We start from the raw sequence: 17,703 nt of genomic DNA, 5'->3' as shown, positions 1-17,703 counted from the left end.
ACCTCCTTATCGGTAATTCATTTATCTATATAAATATTTAGTGAATTCTAATTCCATTAGCAGTATATTAATCAAAGCTGTCGAGCCTGAACTGAGTGGTCCCCTGATAGCTCTTCTTAAGAGATTCCAGGTGATCCCTTATCCTCTCCCTGGAGAAATCATGTTCATCGCATAGGAAATGCTCTATTGCCTCGGTATCTGGCCTGTTGAACCTGAAATCGTAATCCACGACCGGCGGATTCCTGAAGAAGTTCATTATTTCGTCGAGGTTTTCTATGTCCTTTCCGATCCTTTTTAGAACAGCCCGTATATCCCCCTCCTTCTTTATGAGCGCAAGGGCCTTCTTTGCCCCTATACCCTTTATTCCCTCATTGAAATCTGTCCCAACCAGTACACCGATGCCTATGAGCTGTTCCTGATTTATCTGATTAATGGAGAGAACCTCGTCCAGGAGTATGTATTCCGGATACACTGTTTTATATATATTCTTCCTGGGAACTTTCCTCCGACCGTATATGGCAAAGTTCCTCAGGACCTTCCTGGCACCGAAGAGCAGGCAGTCATAATCCTGGGAAATAACGCCATCCACATTCTTTTTCGTCATGTACGATGCCTGAGCTTCTCCCTCTGAAGGCGCATCGACGTATGGTACACCCATGTAGTCCAGCAGTTTCTTAGTATCATCAACTATCTGCGGTGTTATGTAGTTTATACGGGAGTAATACTGCCTGAGATTCTCCTCCCCCCGCTCTATGGCCTCCTCAAGTTCAACCTTGGCCTTCTCCTTCATGAGCTGTCTCTCACTAATAGTACGGTTCTTGAGCGGGCTTGGTTTTCCATCGAAGACGTAGACAGGCTTTATCTTATTTTCGATAAGATTGACCGTCCGATAGAATATACCATAGAGATGAGAAGTCACGTTCCCATGAGAATCCATTAGAGGCATCCCGTCATACTGCCTGACATTGCTGAGCAGCTGGTACAGTATGTTGTATGTATCTATTGAGAATGTTTGGTTACCCTGATCCTTGAGCGAAGTCTCATGGCTCACAACTATATCTGATATATCGGTTCCCATGCTTCACCCCTCGCAGTTCACCCCATCATCCGTTATGCGGAAGAATGCAGCCACCCCTTCCTTTATGGATCTGTGCTTGGTCACGCTTATCTTCCTCCTTCCATCCGGTAACTTTTCTATCCTAAGAATTGCCTTCATCGCATGATCCACCAGAAACCCTCCGAATGGCTGCAGGGTCCTGTTGTCTATATCCTGGTATATCTGATTCGTTATCAGTACCGGTATATTTTTCTTGGCAGCCACTGAGGACAGGAGAGACAGCTGCCTCTGGAAATCGACTATCCTCGCCTGTCTGTCATCGCTGCGCTCCAGTCTGAAGAATTCAGAAAATGAGTCTAGAACGATCATGCCGATCTTCTGATCCTTATCTGCCATCTTGGAGGCTTTCATTATCGCCACCTCCTGATCGTCCAGGGAATAGACTCTGAAGAGCTTGAACTTTGAAATATCCGAATGGCAGACTGCCATAAACCTCTCGGGAGAAAGCCCCTCCGAGTCTATGTATACAACCTTCAGTCCCTGACTCATAACGGAACAGGATGCGATCATGCATATGTTGGTCTTTCCAGATCCTCCCTCACCGAATATCTCGGTTATTATGCCGCCTTCTAGCCCCCCATTTAGCATTGCATCTATGCAGTTAATGCCTGTCTGCAGTCTTCTGACCCCCTGCTCCAGCGAGATCTCATCCATTATGGAATTCATATATCCATAAGGTATATTTTCATTTCCATGAGAGCCTGCCCGCATCCATGCGCGGCAAATATGATATATGGATGAAATTGCAAAGAGTTATATTCACAGGTAAAATCTTGCATCATGGATGTAAAGAGAATTTTCGAATACGCCAGAGAAGTGGACACAGTCCTCATATACAACGCATCAGAGAGCGCCAGAGATCCCACGTTCACCTATGTGACGCAGACAACAAATGGAATATTTGAGGGATCTGCCCTTATAGTTGGAAAGAACGGCACCACTATCGTTACATCACAACTTGAAGAACAGGCTGCAAAGGAGACTGGAATGGACGTTAGAATATTCAGAAATTCCACGGATTTCCAGAACATACTGAGGGAACTTCTCAAGGATGTTAACACTGTTGGCCTGAACTATCAGTCACTTTCACTGGCATCCTATAAGATGCTTCTCAGGATAGTCCCCGATAAGGAATTTCTGGACGTATCAGCAAGCATACTCGAGGCGAGGAAGATAAAGCAGCCTGAGGAGCTCAAAAAGATAAAGGAGGCTGCCAAGATAGGCAGCGAGGTGCTTCCAGAGGTTTTGGATGGACTGAAGGAGGGTATCACCGAATACGAGGTTGCATCCAAGATCGTTTACCTTATGATGAAGAACGGAGCTTCAGGGCCATCTTTTGATACCATAGTCGCATTTGGCCAGAATGCTGCCATGCCCCACTATTCTCCAGGGCAGGCAAAGCTGAAGCGGGGTGACTTTGTCCTCATGGATTACGGTGCCCGTTACATGGGTTACTGTTCTGACATAACAAGGACAGTCGTGTTCGGAAAGGCCAATGAAGAACAGAGGGAAATGTACAACATAGTCAAGGAGGCGCAGGCCGCAGGAATGAGGAGCATAAAAGACGGCGCAAACGGCAGGGATGTTGATGGAGCTGCCAGGAACGTCATCGATTCCACAAAGTATAAGGGCCGTTTCATACATTCGCTTGGACACGGAGTTGGACTAGAGGTCCACGATCATCCTGCGCTGTCCCCAAGCATGGACTTCCCACTGAAGGCTAACATGGTGGTCACCGTAGAGCCTGGTATATACGTGCCAGGATTCGGCGGTGTGAGGATAGAGGATGATGTGGTGGTCACAAAGGACGGATACGAGAAGATAACCAGTGCACCAACATACGAACTAATAGAAGTATCATGATATTTCCGGACAAAAGACAAATATTGAATTCGGACATGATAAGGGAGATCGCTGGGGCCTCTATATCTGAGGCCAGCGGCTCAGACCTGAATTCGGAATACGCTTCAATTAAGAAGGCAGCTTTTGCCTTTGTGGAAGGCGCAGTCCGTGGCGACCAATCATACATATCATTGGAGAACAGAGAATTAGCCTTCATTATCTGGATCCTTGTGGCGATTGATGAGAATATCATAACGGCAAGGACGATCATAAAGGCAAGGGATACCGCCGAAAAGCAGCTAATCGGAGCCCAGCACTATGAGGACCTAGAGGAATTCGGGAGAAGACTCGGCATAGATATATCCGTGGAGGGGGAACAGATAAAGAAGGATCATCTCTACAGGCTCGATGTGACCGATTTCGCCACGTATGCCAGCAGGGTTACAGGATCAAGGTACAGGCTCTCCAATCAGATAGTCAGGGCAGGATACGTATATGTTCAGAACGATGTTATGGTTAAGATCCTTAGGGAGGCCTTCGTTTCATTTCTGTTCGGCGTAATGGATCAGATCCGCAAAGAAGATGCTGTAACTCTTCTAAGACCGGTTTCAGATGACCTAGAGAGGATAAAGGAGGCCTACAGGAAAGCCCATGGGAGCGGGGCATCCATGGGAAAGGGGGATGCCAGCATGTTCCCACCATGCATTAATGAGATAATCAAAAATCTTGAGAGCGGGGTAAATGTTTCACATATGGGGAGGCTAGCCCTCGCAAGCTTTCTTCACAAGGCAGGTTATTCCGAAGACGAGATCGTCTCTTATTTCAGGAATGCCCCTGATTTCGATGAGAATATAACAAGATATCAGATAAAACATATTTCAGGCGAGATATCCGGAACAGAATATACCCCTCCGAAATGCGAAACAATGAGATCGAACCACCTATGCTATATGGATGATGATCCACTATGCCACAGGGAATGGATGAAGCATCCTCTGACCTATTATGAGGTCAAAAGAAGAAACAGAAAAATCAGATAACGCCTCAGAGCTTCTTCTCTATAAGTTTCAGTATCGAGGTTTTCTTCAGATTTGAATCAAGTACATACATCTTCGTCTTCTGCCATGGGATCCTGGGATAATAGCAATCCCTGACCTCGTAAGATATACCAGCCTCTTCCAGTATCCGGCGAAGCCTTTCCTCGGAAAAATTTGCCAGAACACTCCTAGAAAGGCGCCTGCCCTTTGATCTGGGTATATCCTTTGAAAAATACTGAAGGTAGAGTGTGCACCTCATTTTACTTCAGAAGCTTTGCATTGACGACACCATCCTGCCCTGGCCTGGAGGTAACGACAGCTTCACCTATCTCTGTTGCTATGACTGTTCCCTTGTTTATTATGTTCCTCTGGACGTAATGGCTGTTGGCAGGGTTGGCCTTGACCGTTATGATCTTGACCTTCTTTATCTTCTTTTCATTTGCATCATAAACGTTTGCAGTCTCCGCTGTGAACAGGATCACCTTGCTATTCCCACCCATTGTGCGAATTACCTTACGCTCTGTCTTCGTGCCCAGCTTGGTTAATGTCGGCTCTCTGCCCAGCTCGAATCTCCTCTTCTTTCGAGACTGCTTCAGGCTTCCGCCAGTTGGTTTCTTGCCAGATTTACCCTGAAATATCGTCATATATCCACCTTTCTCGTTATCCAATGATCAGCAGATTCATGCTGAAAGCCGAAATGCCATCGACATTCCACATATGGAATGAGCCCACAGACCTTTTATATTCATCTACCCAGACATGCGGCTATCGAAAGGATCTGCCGATCAAATTATCGGTAAGGGCTTATTGTATATCACTTTATCAACTTTTCCGATCCTCAATGAATCTAGGATTATACCATGGCTGAGGAATGCTCCGTCTTTTTCTACTCCCCATATTGGTTCTCCTGCAATTCAAGGAAGATATCGGAATATCGATTATCTTTATATAGCTAAGTGACATACCTATCTATGAAATTCGCAGTTGCAGTTTCAGATGGAAAAGTTAACGGCCCGGGTGAATCTGAAGAGATACATATATATGAGTCTGATGGCGGAAATATCAAGCTCGTGGAGAAATACAGCAACCCGGCCATGGATGCGACAACAGCACGCGGAGTCTTCATGTTAAAATCTGCACTGGAACATGGAGCAAACGCAGTCGTTCTCAGCGAGATTGGATCTCCAGGCTTCAACTATCTGAAGGGCCGAATGGATGTATTCATCGTACCTGAGATACCGGTTACTGATGCCTTGAAGCTCATATTGGACGGCAAGATCGGCCCGGCGACGGCACCGACCCACGATCATGGCCATGATCACTGATTCTGAGATTCAAGGATCAGTGCCACCTTCCTTTTCACCAGAATGCTGGCCAGATCGGATGGAAGATACACAAGATCATTTCCGTGAAGGAAGTAATTCCTATCTGGCTGTGCGATGGGTGGAAGATCTTCAAGGATCATCACTAGAACATATCTGTTATCATTTTTCCTATTCTTTTCGTCTGGGGCTGCAACGGCCTGCGACTCACTCTCAACCGGAGCCGCGTGCATCTCTTCCTCCACGGCCTGAACAGTGGCAGGGGGAGATTCAACCGCAGTTGTCGGCAGCGATTCTTTTTCAGGCAGTGACTGCGCCTCTACCTTCTCCTCTTTTTTCTCTTCACGCTTCGGTATGAAGCTCTCGAACTCCTCCGTTATGATGTTGTGTATTTTCTCTATAAACTCCTTTTCCTCATCTGTCAGCAGAGAAAGGGTTTCTCCACTTATATCGTAGATGGCTTTTGCCACTATCTTTTCAAACCTTCTCTGAAACAGGCTTCTGAAATCCCTCTTGATGGTCTGAATGCGATTGTTGACTGTAAGATAATTCTCTATATCCTGCTTCTGGAAATATTCTGAAGCTTCCGCCTGCAGATCGGACAGAGCTGCACGTACCCTCCGATATATATCAGGATCGATGTCTATGATCTTACGGTGGCTCTGCTCAGCATATATGGCAGTACGTATGTCCGAAATAAGCTTGTCTATATCAGCAGGTTTCATTAATTCCCAGTCATTCTTATATGCAGTTTATACTAATTTGATTTTCCATTGGCATTGTTGACAATAATGGCTTAAGCCCACTTGGCATATGCGATTCATAAATCGAAGATCTAATGTTTTAGATGAATCTGAATATGAGAAAAGTCGTTGCTATGGATGTGGGTATGGTGTATATTGCAGTGAACTTCGCCGTACGTACCGCAGAAAATACCGTTGATATGAGCGTCTGGAAATTGTTCTTCTCCCCCATCTTAACCTTGGCATAATCCGTACCCATACCTATCTTTACGGGCTCAACGTCACCTTTTGCTTTGACCACGGTCTGAGCTATAATATCTGCTATCCTGTCCACATTACCTCTTGACCCCAGCGGGAATACGTCGAGGACGCTAGCATTTACATAGTGATTATCTGTCGTGTATATCTCAACGCTTGCAACCAATCCCGATAGTTTGGACCTGACTTTCTCAATAAGATCTGTTGTTATATTGTTGGAATCTGTAAGTACGACGGCATCATATCTGTCGCCCGTCTGAAAAACGGCCGTCTGTATACCCATGGATGCAAGACCTGGTATATCCTCGTAGACTCTGGCATACCCTATCCTGGCCTCAAATTTCGGTTCATCTCTCAGGAACTCTCTCTCAAATGCCTTTATCGTGGCGGAGGCATTCTTAAGCTCTGGTGCCTTCTTTCTGAAGTTGTTCTGGGCGTCTATCACGGCAAAGTCATGGGCACCAGTCTTCTTCATGTGGGCTATTATCTTAAGGCCCTCTTCAAGCGCAACATCATCGAACGCGGTTTTCTCAGGCACTATGGCTCCAAATCCGAAATTTCCAAACCTCTCCACAAAGATAACAAATTTTCCTGCGGCTACCTTCCTTGGCCTGGCCATCTTGTCTGTGAAGACCAGCTTTTCGTGAGCAGATCGTATGGCCTGAGCTATATTGTCTATATCCTGATCGCCCCTGCAGTTGTTATCGTTGCTTGTTGTTGTATGGAATACCATCAGATCTCCTAGTTCTGGCAAACGGTTGCTCAAACGCTCTGGTAAGTTGCTGCTGCCCAGCGTTCCGAATGGACCTGGATGGATGTACGGAAAGATCATGCTAGCCTTTATGCTGCCATCCATTCTCCTGACTTCTATAATCTTGACCGGTATTTTGCGCTCATGGCTATAGATTCTATCGAAGAAATGCTTCACAGAGATATTGGACTCCAACCTCTTTCCAGAGTTGAGGAAGAATTCCAGTATCTTTGATGGCGATGACTTATATTTCTTCACGAACTTGGCCGTGGATCTTCTTACGAGGAAGTATGCGGCCAGCGCATATACGAGGGACGATATCACGAACGGTAATATGAGCACATACTGGGACCTGAATATCAGTATGAAAATTATGAGCATGGAATATACATAGTTCATCGCTGGGATGATCTCCCTGATGCCGTCTGCTGGATAGAAGACGTAGAATATCAGAAACCTGAACAGGGTTGTGGATGATATGGCAAGCAACAGTGAAGAATCGTAGGATCTGAAGGCGTGTGTGAGTATGAGTATCCAGAAGAATATGTTCCATATAACAAGTGAGACAAAATTAAGGTATACGCTCCTCTTAACAGGGAACACTATCTTAGAGATCTTGGTGAAGAGGAGATCAAGAAGTATCGATATGAAGAATGTTCCTGGAACTATCAGAAGGGTCGTGGCTATATCTCTTATGAAATAATAATCTATTAATCCTATGGCTATCAGCGGAGCCACGAAGTACTTAGGAGATATTGATTTTCTCACGAATGTTGACAGATCATCTATGGATCTCTGTTTTTTTTCGAACAACACATCAGTAATATAGAGAAGTATTTCTTTTTTATGCGTTATGTTGAAATTTGCGGGAAAAATTTATTTCATTAAACTTTTCACGATTTAAAAATTTGACCCATCCACCTTCTCGATGGTATAAGTTTGTATCACTGGGTTTGCAAGTATCTTGTTCGTTACCTGTTTGACATCCTCCTCATCGTCAGCATCTATGTAGTAAACCTTTGATGTTCTCACATTTTTTATACTCCTGTATCCAAGTATACCGAAATTCTTGAGAATCGTAACGGCCTCAGGATCCTCGACACCATCCTTGTACTTGATCTCGACGCGAAATCTCATGATGGAGTATACAATCTCCGTTAAATATGTTAACTGTGTATGAAAAGATGAAGATCATTCAATGTGGTCTCCGTGTCTCCCATGATCCATCCCTTTGTGATCTTACAGGATCTTTTGAATATCCTTGCCATCAACCATTATACCTGAGATACAATTATGTTTCATATGCAGACCCGGCAGATCCACTTATTCAAAATAAATAGCAATTAAATCCAAATTTCTCTAAATACGATGATGCTATTTAGAGAATATGGCGTCCCAGAAGGTCGACATCGATCAGATCCTGAAGGAATTAAATACAAATGAATCAGGGCTTTCCGAGGATGAAGCCCAGAGGAGATTATCACAGTACTGATACAATGAAATTCAGGAGAAGAAGGAAAATCCCGTCATTAAATTCCTCAGGAAATTCTGGGCCCCTGTTCCATGGATGCTTGAAGCAACAATAGTGATCACGATCGTTCTAGATAAGCTGCTGGATACGTACATAATAGCATTTCTGCTTGTCTTCAATGCGATTGTCAGCTTCTTTCAGGAATCCAAGGCTGAAAATGCGGTAGAACTGCTAAAACAGAAACTCAGCGTCAGGGCACGCGTTCTGAGATCCAATGAATGGAAACAAGTCGAAGCTCGTGTTCTTGTACCTGGTGATGTAATAGATATACGCTTGGGGGACGTAGTTCCAGCGGATTCCGTGATCATATCTGGAAGCCTGGAAATAGATGAATCTGCGCTTACTGGCGAAAGTGTTACAGTTACCAAGGAAAAACAGGATATTGCCTATTCTGGTTCCATAGTGAAGCGTGGCGAAGCCCTTGCCATAGTCTATAAGACCAGATCTGCGACCTATTTTGGCAAAACCACCACGCTTGTTCAATCTGCCGGTTCTAAATCGCACATTGAATCGCTTATATTCAGCATAGTAAGGGATCTGATAATACTCGACGTTCTGCTTGTGATGATAACCGCAGTGTATTCATATTTCATCCATATACCAATTCCGAACATAATACCGTTCATACTTGTCCTTCTCATCGCCTCAATACCAGTGGCCTTGCCAGCAACCTTCACAATAGCCATGGCCTATGGTGCTCTCGATATATCAAAGAAAGGGGCACTGGTGACCAGGCTCAGTGCCATTGAGGATGCAGCTTCCATGGACGTTCTCTGCTCAGACAAAACGGGAACCATTACAAAAAACCATCTCACAGTGTCCGATCCAATAGCGCTTAAGGCCACGCAGGAGGAACTGATAAAGTACGCGGCATACGCCTCAGAGGTCCAGAGTGATGATCCCATAGACAAGGCAGTTCTTGAATTAGCCAGGAGCAGGAATTTGATGCCAGATCTATCCCTAAGATCCAGTTTTGTACCCTTTGACCCTTCCACGAAGAGGACGGAGGCCACCATCAGCATCAACGGTAGAACAATGAAGGTGGCCAAGGGTGCACCACAGATAATAAGCGAAATCTGCGGTGTGAGGTATGAGGAGATAATGGACAGGGTCACTGAACTGGCAAAGAGGGGGTACCGTGTCATAGCTGTTGGTGCAGGCGAAGACAAGATGCATTTGGTAGGCCTGATACCGCTCTACGATCCGCCAAGGGATGATTCCAGGCAGCTCATATCTGATCTCAAGAATCTCGGCGTATCCGTGAAAATGGTTACTGGAGATAACGCGCCGATAGCTGAAGAGATAGCAAGGCAGGTGGGTATTGAAGGGAAGGCATGCAGTGTCAACAGGGATCAGAAATTTTCAGAGGAATGCGCCATATACGCTGAGGTTTTTCCGGAAGACAAGTTCAGCATAGTCAAGGCTCTGCAGCAGGCTGGCCACGTTACAGGAATGACCGGCGATGGCGTCAACGATGCACCTGCTCTGAAGCAGGCTGAGGTTGGGATTGCTGTGAGCAACGCCACGGACATAGCAAAAGCCTCTGCAAGTATAGTGCTCACCCATGAGGGAATATCGGATATAGTGGAAGCGGTGAAGGAAGGCCGTAAGATATTCCAGAGGATGCTGACATACACTCTGAACAAGATAGTGAAGACGATCCAGGTTGTCATATTCCTCACGGCATCCTTCTTCGCAGTTCGTTACTTCGTCACCACTCCATTCGACATCATACTCCTGCTATTTGCCAACGATTTTGTGACGATGTCCATAGCAACGGATAACGTGAGATACTCAAATAAACCTGAGAAATGGAACGTGAAAGCGCTCGTTGTCACCTCCAGTCTGATAGCAGCTCTTCTCGTCGTAGAAGGGTTCATAATACTGTATCTAGGCATTTACTTGCACTTCTCAAGGGACATGATACACACACTGATATTTGATATGCTGGTATTTAGCGGGCTCTTCAACGTTTTCATGGTACGCGAGAGGAGGCGCTTCTGGCACTCAAGACCATCACACTATCTTCTTGTATCAATAGTAGGCGATATAGTCGGAATAAGCCTGATATCGGCTCTTGGAATACTTGTCACTGGTATACCTGCATATTCCGTGCTGATGGTTCTGGGCTTTACCTTCGCATGGATGGCTTTCGTTGATACCATCAAAAACTATGTGTTCCGTATATATGGCCTGTGAGCTACACCTCAGCTATGTATCGGACCTTCCTTTCAGCGAAGAGACTCTGCCTGTATTGGCATATGCAATACACCGCAGATACGATCTCCACAGGCATAGATTCCACAACGGTGCTTTCATGCATCACACCACCTGGTTATCGTGGAGAATACCAAAAAATACGGAAAGATTGTTCATAAACTCTTTTATTGGCGGAGACCCGTGCATCTCAAGTCCGAAGGAGAGTTTATAGCTTCCATCAAACCTCTAAAATCCCTATAATTCGTTCGGTTCCAAAGCGAATTGACAGTTTAGAAAGATCGATGTGAAAAATATTAATGGAGTCATTTATTATCTTTAAAAAATGATTTGAAACGTTCACTCCGTGTTGCGGTGAATCGAATCACCTTGATATTAGATGATGGAGATGAATACAGCATGAAACCAAAGGAAGCGATAGATTATGGCACCTTTTCGAAGGTCGATATGCGGGTAGGTAGGATAATAGATGTTCAGGACTTCCCTGAAGCCAAGAAACCTGCTTATAAGCTACGCATTTACTTCGGAGAAGATATTGGATATAAGAATTCCTCGGCCCAGATCACAAACTATAGGAAGGAAGAACTCCTTGGAATGAATATAATCGCGGTTGTTAATTTTCCACCGAAGCAGGTTGCGAATTTCATTTCGGAAGTGCTCGTGCTGGGCGCCATAACCAACAGTGGTGTGCGCCTGATCCAGGCTGATTCTCTCTCCAGTCCTGGGGATCACATCGCATGAGGGGTAAGTTGATAAACATAACTGAAAACAAGATCAATGCGGAAAGCCTAAACGGGAATCCGCTGGGTGATCCCCTTATCAGGGATGTCAGTATAATAGAGATCAATGCCCATGAAAAATCGCCTGTTCTGATAGGCCTGGCCGGATTCACAGGATCAGGCAGGAGTTTTCTCAACAGATCATACACAAGCATGGACTTCCTCGCCGCGCTCAAGGAGATAGATGAAAAGCGATCGGATCTCGGTTTCATAATAGTCCTCCCAGACGTCATGACCGGTCTGTACGGGAACCAGTATCTGAATTCAAGCGCAGTTGGAAATTACGAGGATTATATAACGAAGGATGTCATGGAATTCGTGAGGCAGAGGTTTGGGGAGAGACCTGTAGGTATCTTCGGAAAATCTTCTGGAGGCTTCGGTTCCTACACATTAGCAGTGAGGCACCCTGATCTTTTTTCCGGTTTTATAGATGTTTCAGGCGATTCTGCATTCGAATACGTGTATATCCCAGACTTTCCTGATAGCTATAAGGAGATCCATAAGCAGGGACTCTATCACTGGTATGAGGAAGTGCATAGGAAATTATCGCTGCAGACCCAGGATATAAAGGTTGCAAATATAGTCGCCATGTCTGCTTTTTACAGCCCAGATCCCAGCGCTCCGATGGGCATAGGATTACCTTTCGATGTGGACACCGGAGAGATGATAGAATCCATATGGTCCAGATGGACGAAATTCGATCCGGCGAGGAACGTAGAGGATTACATGGATATACTCAGAGATATGGCCATATTTCTGCAGGTAGGTGGAAAGGACGAATTCCATACCGATATCGGTATCGGTATAATGCACAGAAAACTTGAGCAGGAGAATATAGTGCACTTCTACGAAGTATACGACAGTGGGCATTTCGGTATAGACTATTTTTACCTGAAATCCATCCCACTTCTGATCGAACTCATAGAACAGTGAACGGAAAAAAGCTTAATAACCAGACAACACATTGCAAAAGAATGGAAAAGACGTGTGAGGTTTCAGGCTGCAGCAACCCAAGCTTCAAGACGGTTCCAGCAGAACTAGCAAAGAAGGTGTTCTCGCTGACAACGGACAAGACAAAGGTGCACCTGTGCAAGGAGCATTACAAGGAATATAAGAAGAAGACAAAGGAGGATAGGAAGATCGACCGAGCCGACTGGGTCTGATAGGATTTGATATGACCGAAATCGGTGCATCGATCGTCGTCACAGTCAGAAATGAGGGTAAGAACATCGGAGATCTCCTCGACAGTATCGAGAAGAACGATTTCAGCAACATGGAAACGATAGTGGTCGACGATATGAGCACCGATGAAACCGAGGATATTGTTAAAAGCTATGGGTTCACAGTCTACAGGAGAGTCTCCTGTTCAAGGGGGGAGGGTAGGAACATAGGAGTAAGCCTAGCAAGGTACGATCACATTTTGTTCACAGACGGTGATGCCAGGGTTTCAGAACACTGGATTTCAGGAATGGTGAATGCACTCGTTGATGGAAACGATGTGGTGATTGGTAATACAGCATACACTGGAAAGAAGAGGTACATGCAGGAGCGTGTCAAGATATTTCTTGGAGACGTTGAGGTCACCGCACCATCTGTCAACCTCGGGTACAGGAAAGATAGCTTTCTGCAAATCGGTGGCTTCGATCCGAAATTTGTTACTGCAGAAGATATAGATCTTAACATAAGAGCCGTTCAGGCTGGATTCAAATTCACAGTATGCGGGTCATGCCTAGTATACGCCAAGGTCAGGGATAACCTGATCTCATTCCTCAGGCAGGCATACTGGAATGGCTATGGAAGGTACCAGCTGGAGCTGAAGCATCCTGGCATAACAAAAAATACAAATATCAGGATCGGCCACAACCTCTTTGATTTTCTCCACATGGTCTCTGGCGGTGCAGGATACCTCTCTGCCAGGATAGACTACAGGGAAGACAGAAAGAAGAACTAGATCATAAAGGCGGGAATCCGCGGAGTAAGCCCCCTTCTGTTCACCCCTCAGGGCTGGCAGCATTCGACTGTTCGTCTTACCCGATCCTCGCGGCGGGCTCACAGGATCCGTTTAGACTTTCTCCATCCGGGGAGGCTTCCCATCGGATCCTCCGGAAACGTCATCCCTCCGGAATCATTCTTGACCGGAGACCGTTTATTTCTTTTGCCTTTACCATCCCTCTCAGGATACTGGCTTGCGCCAGTCGGAAACCGCCGGGGAGGGGGGACTTTCCTCACCTCAAGGGCGTCAGCTGCCCTCGCGCTTTCCCGCCTGCTGTTTCCAGCATTCAGATATATGTTGGGGTTATAGAAATGTTGGGGATCTTTACGCATATCATAGGCCATTGATCATGAGGATGCATCCAGATACCCTGCCGCATGGATACACACCTGTGGAACAATTATTTCTCATTATTCTGTCCTGCAACCGTTATCTCCCTTGCAGAGGACAGATCAAATCTGAAGTAGCTTGAAGAAGTCCTGGATGTGATGAAGAAGTTCTCGTCTCCGATCCTCACTGAGCATAGATACCGATCACCAGATATCGTGCATTTCGCCGGATATCCGGAATCTGATGGTATTATGGAATCATCATTCAACCTGAAATATCTGCCATCTATGCGGACTATGTTCCGGAAGTCCATCAGCGATATACTCTCATAGTACCGCAGATCATCCACGCTCTCCACAGATTCTATTATCTTTCCTGACGACATGATGGAGAGCTGGTCGAAGCCGAGTTCAAGATCCCTATAATTATGCGTAACATATATGAAATCGATGCCGTAGCGATCAAGGAGATCGGCCACGCTCATTATTAGAGACATCCTTGAACGTTCATCCTGCATTGAGAATGGTTCGTCCATCAGAAGTATCCTTGGTCTGGATATGACTGCCCGTGCGACAGCAACTCTCTGCTGCTGACCGCCTGAGAGCTCCCAGATGTTCTTCTGCAGAAGATCGCCAAGATGCATCAGATCGATAACTTCCCTGTATATTTCATAGTCCCCATGCCCATAGCGTATGGAGATCGCAAGGTTCTGCCTGACGTTGTACTGGGGAAAAAGTAATAGATTCTGCGGTATATATGTTATCCTCCTCTTCCATGGGGGCAGGTTCTCTACGTGTTCGCCGTCCAGAATTATTTCGCCGGTAGAATCTATTATTCCTGATAACGCCTTTAAAAAAGATGATTTGCCTGCTCCATTCTCACCCATTATGAAATTTTTCCTTCCAGATGTTCTGTAATGATCCACCGAAAGTTCAAATTTGCCAAGTTTTGCATGCAGATTTTTGATCTCCATCATCCCAATGGCACCCTCATGATCTGACACCCACTGTTTCCACAACGCGGAATATTCCCGTTATCACTATTCCAGTGATGATCAGTATGGCGGATGAAGCCGCGGCAGGATAGAGACCGTAGCCAAGCCACTGTGAATAGATGAAGACACCAGCCAGCTTTATGAAGCTAGGGAATATGTAATAGGCAACGATCAGTATGGCACCAACCTCGGAGACCGATCTGGCCCATGACAGCAGAAAGCCTTTCATCATCGGCCTTGCCAAAAGCCTCATGGAAACAACAAGGAAGCTCATGCCTTCCCCGATCCCGAGGGTCTTGGCAACATCTTCATAATCCACCACAGAACGCTGATAACTGACGCCGACCTCCCGTATGGAGTAAGCTGACGAAAGGAAGAATAGAGTTATTATCACAGCGAATAGCGTATCATCAAACGAATATCCCGGTATGTATCTTGACAGGAGATGACCCAGCGGCATGGACGGTTCAAATGTCAGGAGCATTATTATGCCAACCACGGTATGCGGGATCATTATGGGTATCTCCACAACGCTGTCCATTGCCCTGAACAGAACCGATCTGTGCCTTGACATGGTATATGCGTATGGAAGTGAGGCCAGTACAGCAAGAATTGCAACAAATGCGCATACCACGTACGTGTACTCGATTGATGATATGATGCCAGAATGAAGATCAGTTATGATCTCTGCCAGGGACGAATAGGTCAGCGCTCTCACCAGCGGTATGATCAGTACGAGAAGATAGACGATGAAAACTGGAAAGAAGATGTAAACAAGACGACCTCTTATCTTCATCTTATGACGTTACCCCCATACGGCATGTTATCGATTGTATTTACATATATTCCTGAAAAATGGAAAAAATATAGAGATCGATCCTCGGCATTTCGCTGGGACAGATCAATCGTAGGATGAAACCGGCAGATAGGACGGTGGCGCAACTACAAGTCCCTTCAGCTGTTCAGGAACGTTTCCAACATAGAACGGTTGGGCCAGCGGATCGAACTTGCTCATGGATAGGTAGTGCTGCCCCAGGCCGGTTATCAGATCGTACACGTACTGTATTGCGTACGGATTCGTGTAGTTGTTTATCACGGTTACACTGTAGAATATCGGAGCGCCTGGTAGGCTGCCAACGTTATCCCAGGCCGGTCCGCTCTCATTTATCTGTTCGTAGAAATCATCTATCGTCTTATTCACGCTGCCCAGGTTTATCCATGCCGGAAGTCCATTGCCTCCGGTTGAATTCTCATAGTAATCAAGCCCCTGGTTTATGGCCTGTGAAACGTACGTTAGTGCATAGTCAGCAGTGTCCGATGTAAGGTAGCCATCAAGGCCTATCTCTACCGTTGTCAGCTTCGTCGTACCGTTCAGGTACTTCGATATGAATATCTGGTGGTACAGCGCCAGCGAGTCGTTAACAGGATATCCGAATTTTACATGGAACCAGTTATTGTAAGCTTTGTTGTACTGCATGTACTTGCTGAAGTTGTTGTCGAAGGCGAGCCTGACGTAATAGCTAACAGGCTCGTTGCCTACCGTTTTGTTTGAATTATTCCAGCCTGTGTAAAGGAGTCCGGCAAGCTTCATTGTCTCTATGGCCTGGAAACCGCTCGGATCAAGCGATGCATTGGAGGCCGCAACTATTGTGCTGTTCTCGGTGACATTCTCAAACCAGTACGGGAAGCTTGAGGGTATGCTGTATTTCGAATTCGTCCATGTTATCGCCATCTCGTTGGCTGAGAACACTATCTGCCATGAGGCGTAGTGGGTCTCATTCATCAGATCCTGGTAGAGTATCGGAGCTGATGCGGATATGAAAACACTGTAATTCTTCCCTTCCTGCACCTCTCTGGCACCGCTGATGGATCCGGAGAAGGTCATTCCGACCCTTACTCCAGTAAGGTTAGTGAATTCTGGATTGAAATCGTTCCCCAGCGCATACTTGAGTGATCCTGCTGCAAATGTGTTTATGGCGGGCTTCGACGGCGGTGCAACTGTATAGTGGCCGGCTGCAAAGCCTATGACGATGCCAACAACAAGAAGAACAACCGATATACCAACCCATTTTGTAGAAACAGGTTTTATGGGATTCTCCATAAAAAGATAATGTATTGAAACCTTAAAAATATTCGTCAAGTCTACTTCCAAGCCTGGATTATCTCGTCTGATCTTGCCACAATGACCTGTGTTCTCATAACCTTTAGTGCTGCCTCATGCATCTCTTTGCTCGATGATGAAACACAGTCCTCCACGACGACTGGATAGAAGCCCCTGTTGCCTGCGCTCCTTGCCGAAGATTCTATTCCGAATTCTGTAGCTATACCAGTGAAGATAACGGTATCGATACCGGCGTTGTGCAGCATAAGTTCCACATTCGTGCCCACGAATATATCTGCAGTGTTCTTGTTTACGACCGTATCACCCTCAGCCGGCATGAGTTCGCTGTAAATTTCAGATTCTGGTGATCCAGGCTTCATGAAACTTATTTTTCTTGGATCTGAAACACCATACCTCTTCATGGATGAATAGATCCTGTAGCCTGATTCGAACTCGAACGGTAGCGGAGTGATCTTGGTGTAGATCACGGGTACGTGTTTTGATCTGGCCTCCGACAGGATATTCTTCAGCGACCCTACAAACTGATCCCTGTTGAATATGCTGTTCACAAGTGCGTTCTGAACATCCCAGACAACGAGAACTGTATGCTTCGGATCCACTATCTCCTTCATATTCTCATATATCTTACCCTCTATGACCATGGCTGAAGATTAGTTCAATCGATATT

Annotated in this window: 19 protein-coding genes, 1 other RNA gene and 1 pseudogene; 8 read left to right on the top strand and 13 right to left on the bottom strand. The window is 45.8% G+C overall.

Going from position 1 to position 17,703, the window contains the following annotated elements; translation table 11 throughout:
- Positions 1-67: 67 nt before the first annotated feature.
- Together fen and radB are read right to left on the bottom strand one after the other, a co-directional pair.
- Positions 68-1,078 (bottom strand): flap endonuclease-1, encoded by a 1,011-nt coding sequence (gene fen / locus F6Q11_RS02125; protein WP_297026062.1) that lies wholly within the window; start codon positions 1,076-1,078, stop codon positions 68-70.
- Between the two features lie 3 nt (positions 1,079-1,081).
- Positions 1,082-1,771: a DNA repair and recombination protein RadB gene (gene radB / locus F6Q11_RS02120; protein WP_297026061.1), complete on the bottom strand. Its 690-nt coding sequence runs from the start codon at positions 1,769-1,771 to the stop codon at positions 1,082-1,084.
- 126 nt (positions 1,772-1,897) lie between these two features.
- Here radB and F6Q11_RS02115 point away from each other — a divergent pair, with 126 nt between their 5' ends.
- Both F6Q11_RS02115 and priL read left to right on the top strand, forming a co-directional pair.
- Positions 1,898-2,980 carry an aminopeptidase P family protein gene (locus F6Q11_RS02115; protein WP_297026060.1) on the top strand — a complete coding sequence of 361 codons (1,083 nt, stop codon included), beginning with the start codon at positions 1,898-1,900 and terminating at the stop codon, positions 2,978-2,980.
- Positions 2,981-3,015: 35 nt separating this feature from the next.
- Entirely contained in the window at positions 3,016-3,999 is a 984-nt protein-coding gene (priL, locus tag F6Q11_RS02110) for a DNA primase regulatory subunit PriL (RefSeq protein ID WP_297026059.1), read from the top strand.
- Between the two features lie 4 nt (positions 4,000-4,003).
- On the opposite strand, the gene F6Q11_RS02105 is transcribed toward priL, so the two are convergent.
- Both F6Q11_RS02105 and F6Q11_RS02100 read right to left on the bottom strand, forming a co-directional pair.
- Entirely contained in the window at positions 4,004-4,255 is a 252-nt protein-coding gene (locus tag F6Q11_RS02105) for a signal recognition particle subunit SRP19/SEC65 family protein (RefSeq protein WP_297026058.1), read from the bottom strand.
- 1 nt (position 4,256) lies between these two features.
- The gene (locus tag F6Q11_RS02100) at positions 4,257-4,640 is read right to left on the bottom strand and encodes a 30S ribosomal protein S8e (RefSeq protein WP_297026057.1); all 384 of its coding nucleotides are present in this window, start codon (positions 4,638-4,640) and stop codon (positions 4,257-4,259) included.
- A 327-nt stretch (positions 4,641-4,967) separates the two neighbouring features.
- Between F6Q11_RS02100 and F6Q11_RS02095 the strand changes: the two genes are divergently transcribed.
- Positions 4,968-5,321, top strand: coding sequence for a NifB/NifX family molybdenum-iron cluster-binding protein (locus F6Q11_RS02095; RefSeq protein WP_297026056.1), 354 nt, complete (start codon positions 4,968-4,970; stop codon positions 5,319-5,321).
- Here the strand turns inward: F6Q11_RS02095 and F6Q11_RS02090 are convergent.
- The 3 genes from F6Q11_RS02090 to purS form a co-directional block, all read right to left on the bottom strand.
- Positions 5,315-6,043: a DNA replication complex GINS family protein gene (locus F6Q11_RS02090; protein WP_297026055.1), complete on the bottom strand. Its 729-nt coding sequence runs from the start codon at positions 6,041-6,043 to the stop codon at positions 5,315-5,317. The two genes, F6Q11_RS02095 and F6Q11_RS02090, sit on opposite strands and share 7 nt — an antisense overlap.
- A gap of 118 nt (positions 6,044-6,161) precedes the next feature.
- Positions 6,162-7,886, bottom strand: coding sequence for a DUF2070 family protein (locus F6Q11_RS02085; RefSeq protein WP_297026054.1), 1,725 nt, complete (start codon positions 7,884-7,886; stop codon positions 6,162-6,164).
- Positions 7,887-7,970: 84 nt separating this feature from the next.
- Positions 7,971-8,207 carry a phosphoribosylformylglycinamidine synthase subunit PurS gene (gene purS, locus F6Q11_RS02080; RefSeq protein ID WP_297026053.1) on the bottom strand — a complete coding sequence of 79 codons (237 nt, stop codon included), beginning with the start codon at positions 8,205-8,207 and terminating at the stop codon, positions 7,971-7,973.
- 250 nt (positions 8,208-8,457) lie between these two features.
- Here purS and F6Q11_RS02070 point away from each other — a divergent pair.
- Positions 8,458-10,800 (top strand): annotated as a pseudogene (locus F6Q11_RS02070) (plasma-membrane proton-efflux P-type ATPase).
- A gap of 1 nt (position 10,801) precedes the next feature.
- Here F6Q11_RS02070 and F6Q11_RS02065 read toward each other — a convergent pair.
- Positions 10,802-10,924 carry a hypothetical protein gene (locus tag F6Q11_RS02065; protein WP_297026051.1) on the bottom strand — a complete coding sequence of 41 codons (123 nt, stop codon included), beginning with the start codon at positions 10,922-10,924 and terminating at the stop codon, positions 10,802-10,804.
- Positions 10,925-11,217: 293 nt separating this feature from the next.
- On the opposite strand from F6Q11_RS02065, the gene F6Q11_RS02060 reads away from it, so the two are divergent.
- The 4 genes from F6Q11_RS02060 to F6Q11_RS02045 are packed head-to-tail and all read left to right on the top strand — an operon-like array spanning position 11,218 to position 13,548.
- Positions 11,218-11,559: a tRNA-binding protein gene (locus F6Q11_RS02060; RefSeq protein ID WP_297026050.1), complete on the top strand. Its 342-nt coding sequence runs from the start codon at positions 11,218-11,220 to the stop codon at positions 11,557-11,559.
- Positions 11,556-12,530: an alpha/beta hydrolase gene (locus F6Q11_RS02055; protein WP_297026049.1), complete on the top strand. Its 975-nt coding sequence runs from the start codon at positions 11,556-11,558 to the stop codon at positions 12,528-12,530. The genes F6Q11_RS02060 and F6Q11_RS02055 overlap by 4 nt, the downstream gene beginning before the upstream one ends.
- Positions 12,531-12,571: 41 nt before the next feature.
- Positions 12,572-12,760, top strand: coding sequence for a hypothetical protein (locus F6Q11_RS02050; protein WP_297026048.1), 189 nt, complete (start codon positions 12,572-12,574; stop codon positions 12,758-12,760).
- An 11-nt stretch (positions 12,761-12,771) separates the two neighbouring features.
- The gene (locus F6Q11_RS02045; RefSeq protein ID WP_297026047.1) at positions 12,772-13,548 is read left to right on the top strand and encodes a glycosyltransferase; all 777 of its coding nucleotides are present in this window, start codon (positions 12,772-12,774) and stop codon (positions 13,546-13,548) included.
- Positions 13,549-13,561: 13 nt separating this feature from the next.
- Here the strand turns inward: F6Q11_RS02045 and rnpB are convergent.
- From rnpB to F6Q11_RS02020, 5 genes are all read right to left on the bottom strand, one after another.
- An RNA gene (gene rnpB, locus F6Q11_RS02040) (RNase P RNA component) lies at positions 13,562-13,856 on the bottom strand.
- 134 nt (positions 13,857-13,990) lie between these two features.
- A complete protein-coding gene (locus F6Q11_RS02035; RefSeq protein ID WP_297026046.1) occupies positions 13,991-14,896 on the bottom strand; it encodes an ATP-binding cassette domain-containing protein in 906 nt (301 codons plus the stop codon).
- A gap of 13 nt (positions 14,897-14,909) precedes the next feature.
- A complete protein-coding gene (locus F6Q11_RS02030; protein WP_297026045.1) occupies positions 14,910-15,710 on the bottom strand; it encodes an ABC transporter permease in 801 nt (266 codons plus the stop codon).
- Between the two features lie 105 nt (positions 15,711-15,815).
- A complete protein-coding gene (locus tag F6Q11_RS02025) occupies positions 15,816-17,015 on the bottom strand; it encodes an extracellular solute-binding protein (protein ID WP_297026044.1) in 1,200 nt (399 codons plus the stop codon).
- 41 nt (positions 17,016-17,056) lie between these two features.
- Complete coding sequence (locus F6Q11_RS02020; protein ID WP_297026043.1) at positions 17,057-17,677, bottom strand: isochorismatase family cysteine hydrolase; 621 nt, start codon at positions 17,675-17,677, stop codon at positions 17,057-17,059.
- Positions 17,678-17,703: the final 26 nt, after the last annotated feature.

The sequence above is a fragment of the Thermoplasma sp. genome (genome assembly GCF_008709555.1).
In the GTDB taxonomy this organism is placed as follows: Archaea; Thermoplasmatota; Thermoplasmata; order Thermoplasmatales; family Thermoplasmataceae; genus Thermoplasma.
This window is presented reverse-complemented; position numbering and strand designations above follow the sequence as displayed.

Bases quoted from the DNA above. Each gene is read 5' to 3' on its own strand.
- F6Q11_RS02050 (WP_297026048.1), top strand. From the start codon at position 12,572: ATGGAAAAGACGTGTGAGGTTTCAGGCTGCAGCAACCCAAGCTTCAAG.
- F6Q11_RS02090 (WP_297026055.1), bottom strand. From the start codon at position 6,043: ATGAAACCTGCTGATATAGACAAGCTTATTTCGGACATACGTACTGCC.
- F6Q11_RS02035 (WP_297026046.1), bottom strand. From the start codon at position 14,896: ATGATGGAGATCAAAAATCTGCATGCAAAACTTGGCAAATTTGAACTT.
- F6Q11_RS02025 (WP_297026044.1), bottom strand. From the start codon at position 17,015: ATGGAGAATCCCATAAAACCTGTTTCTACAAAATGGGTTGGTATATCG.
- F6Q11_RS02060 (WP_297026050.1), top strand. From the start codon at position 11,218: ATGAAACCAAAGGAAGCGATAGATTATGGCACCTTTTCGAAGGTCGAT.
- priL (WP_297026059.1), top strand. From the start codon at position 3,016: ATGATAAGGGAGATCGCTGGGGCCTCTATATCTGAGGCCAGCGGCTCA.
- F6Q11_RS02055 (WP_297026049.1), top strand. From the start codon at position 11,556: ATGAGGGGTAAGTTGATAAACATAACTGAAAACAAGATCAATGCGGAA.
- F6Q11_RS02095 (WP_297026056.1), top strand. From the start codon at position 4,968: ATGAAATTCGCAGTTGCAGTTTCAGATGGAAAAGTTAACGGCCCGGGT.
- purS (WP_297026053.1), bottom strand. From the start codon at position 8,207: ATGAGATTTCGCGTCGAGATCAAGTACAAGGATGGTGTCGAGGATCCT.
- F6Q11_RS02045 (WP_297026047.1), top strand. From the start codon at position 12,772: ATGACCGAAATCGGTGCATCGATCGTCGTCACAGTCAGAAATGAGGGT.
- F6Q11_RS02065 (WP_297026051.1), bottom strand. From the start codon at position 10,924: ATGCATGAAAGCACCGTTGTGGAATCTATGCCTGTGGAGATCGTATCT.
- F6Q11_RS02105 (WP_297026058.1), bottom strand. From the start codon at position 4,255: ATGAGGTGCACACTCTACCTTCAGTATTTTTCAAAGGATATACCCAGA.
- radB (WP_297026061.1), bottom strand. From the start codon at position 1,771: ATGGATGAGATCTCGCTGGAGCAGGGGGTCAGAAGACTGCAGACAGGC.
- F6Q11_RS02100 (WP_297026057.1), bottom strand. From the start codon at position 4,640: ATGACGATATTTCAGGGTAAATCTGGCAAGAAACCAACTGGCGGAAGC.
- fen (WP_297026062.1), bottom strand. From the start codon at position 1,078: ATGGGAACCGATATATCAGATATAGTTGTGAGCCATGAGACTTCGCTC.
- F6Q11_RS02030 (WP_297026045.1), bottom strand. From the start codon at position 15,710: ATGAAGATAAGAGGTCGTCTTGTTTACATCTTCTTTCCAGTTTTCATC.
- F6Q11_RS02115 (WP_297026060.1), top strand. From the start codon at position 1,898: ATGGATGTAAAGAGAATTTTCGAATACGCCAGAGAAGTGGACACAGTC.
- F6Q11_RS02020 (WP_297026043.1), bottom strand. From the start codon at position 17,677: ATGGTCATAGAGGGTAAGATATATGAGAATATGAAGGAGATAGTGGAT.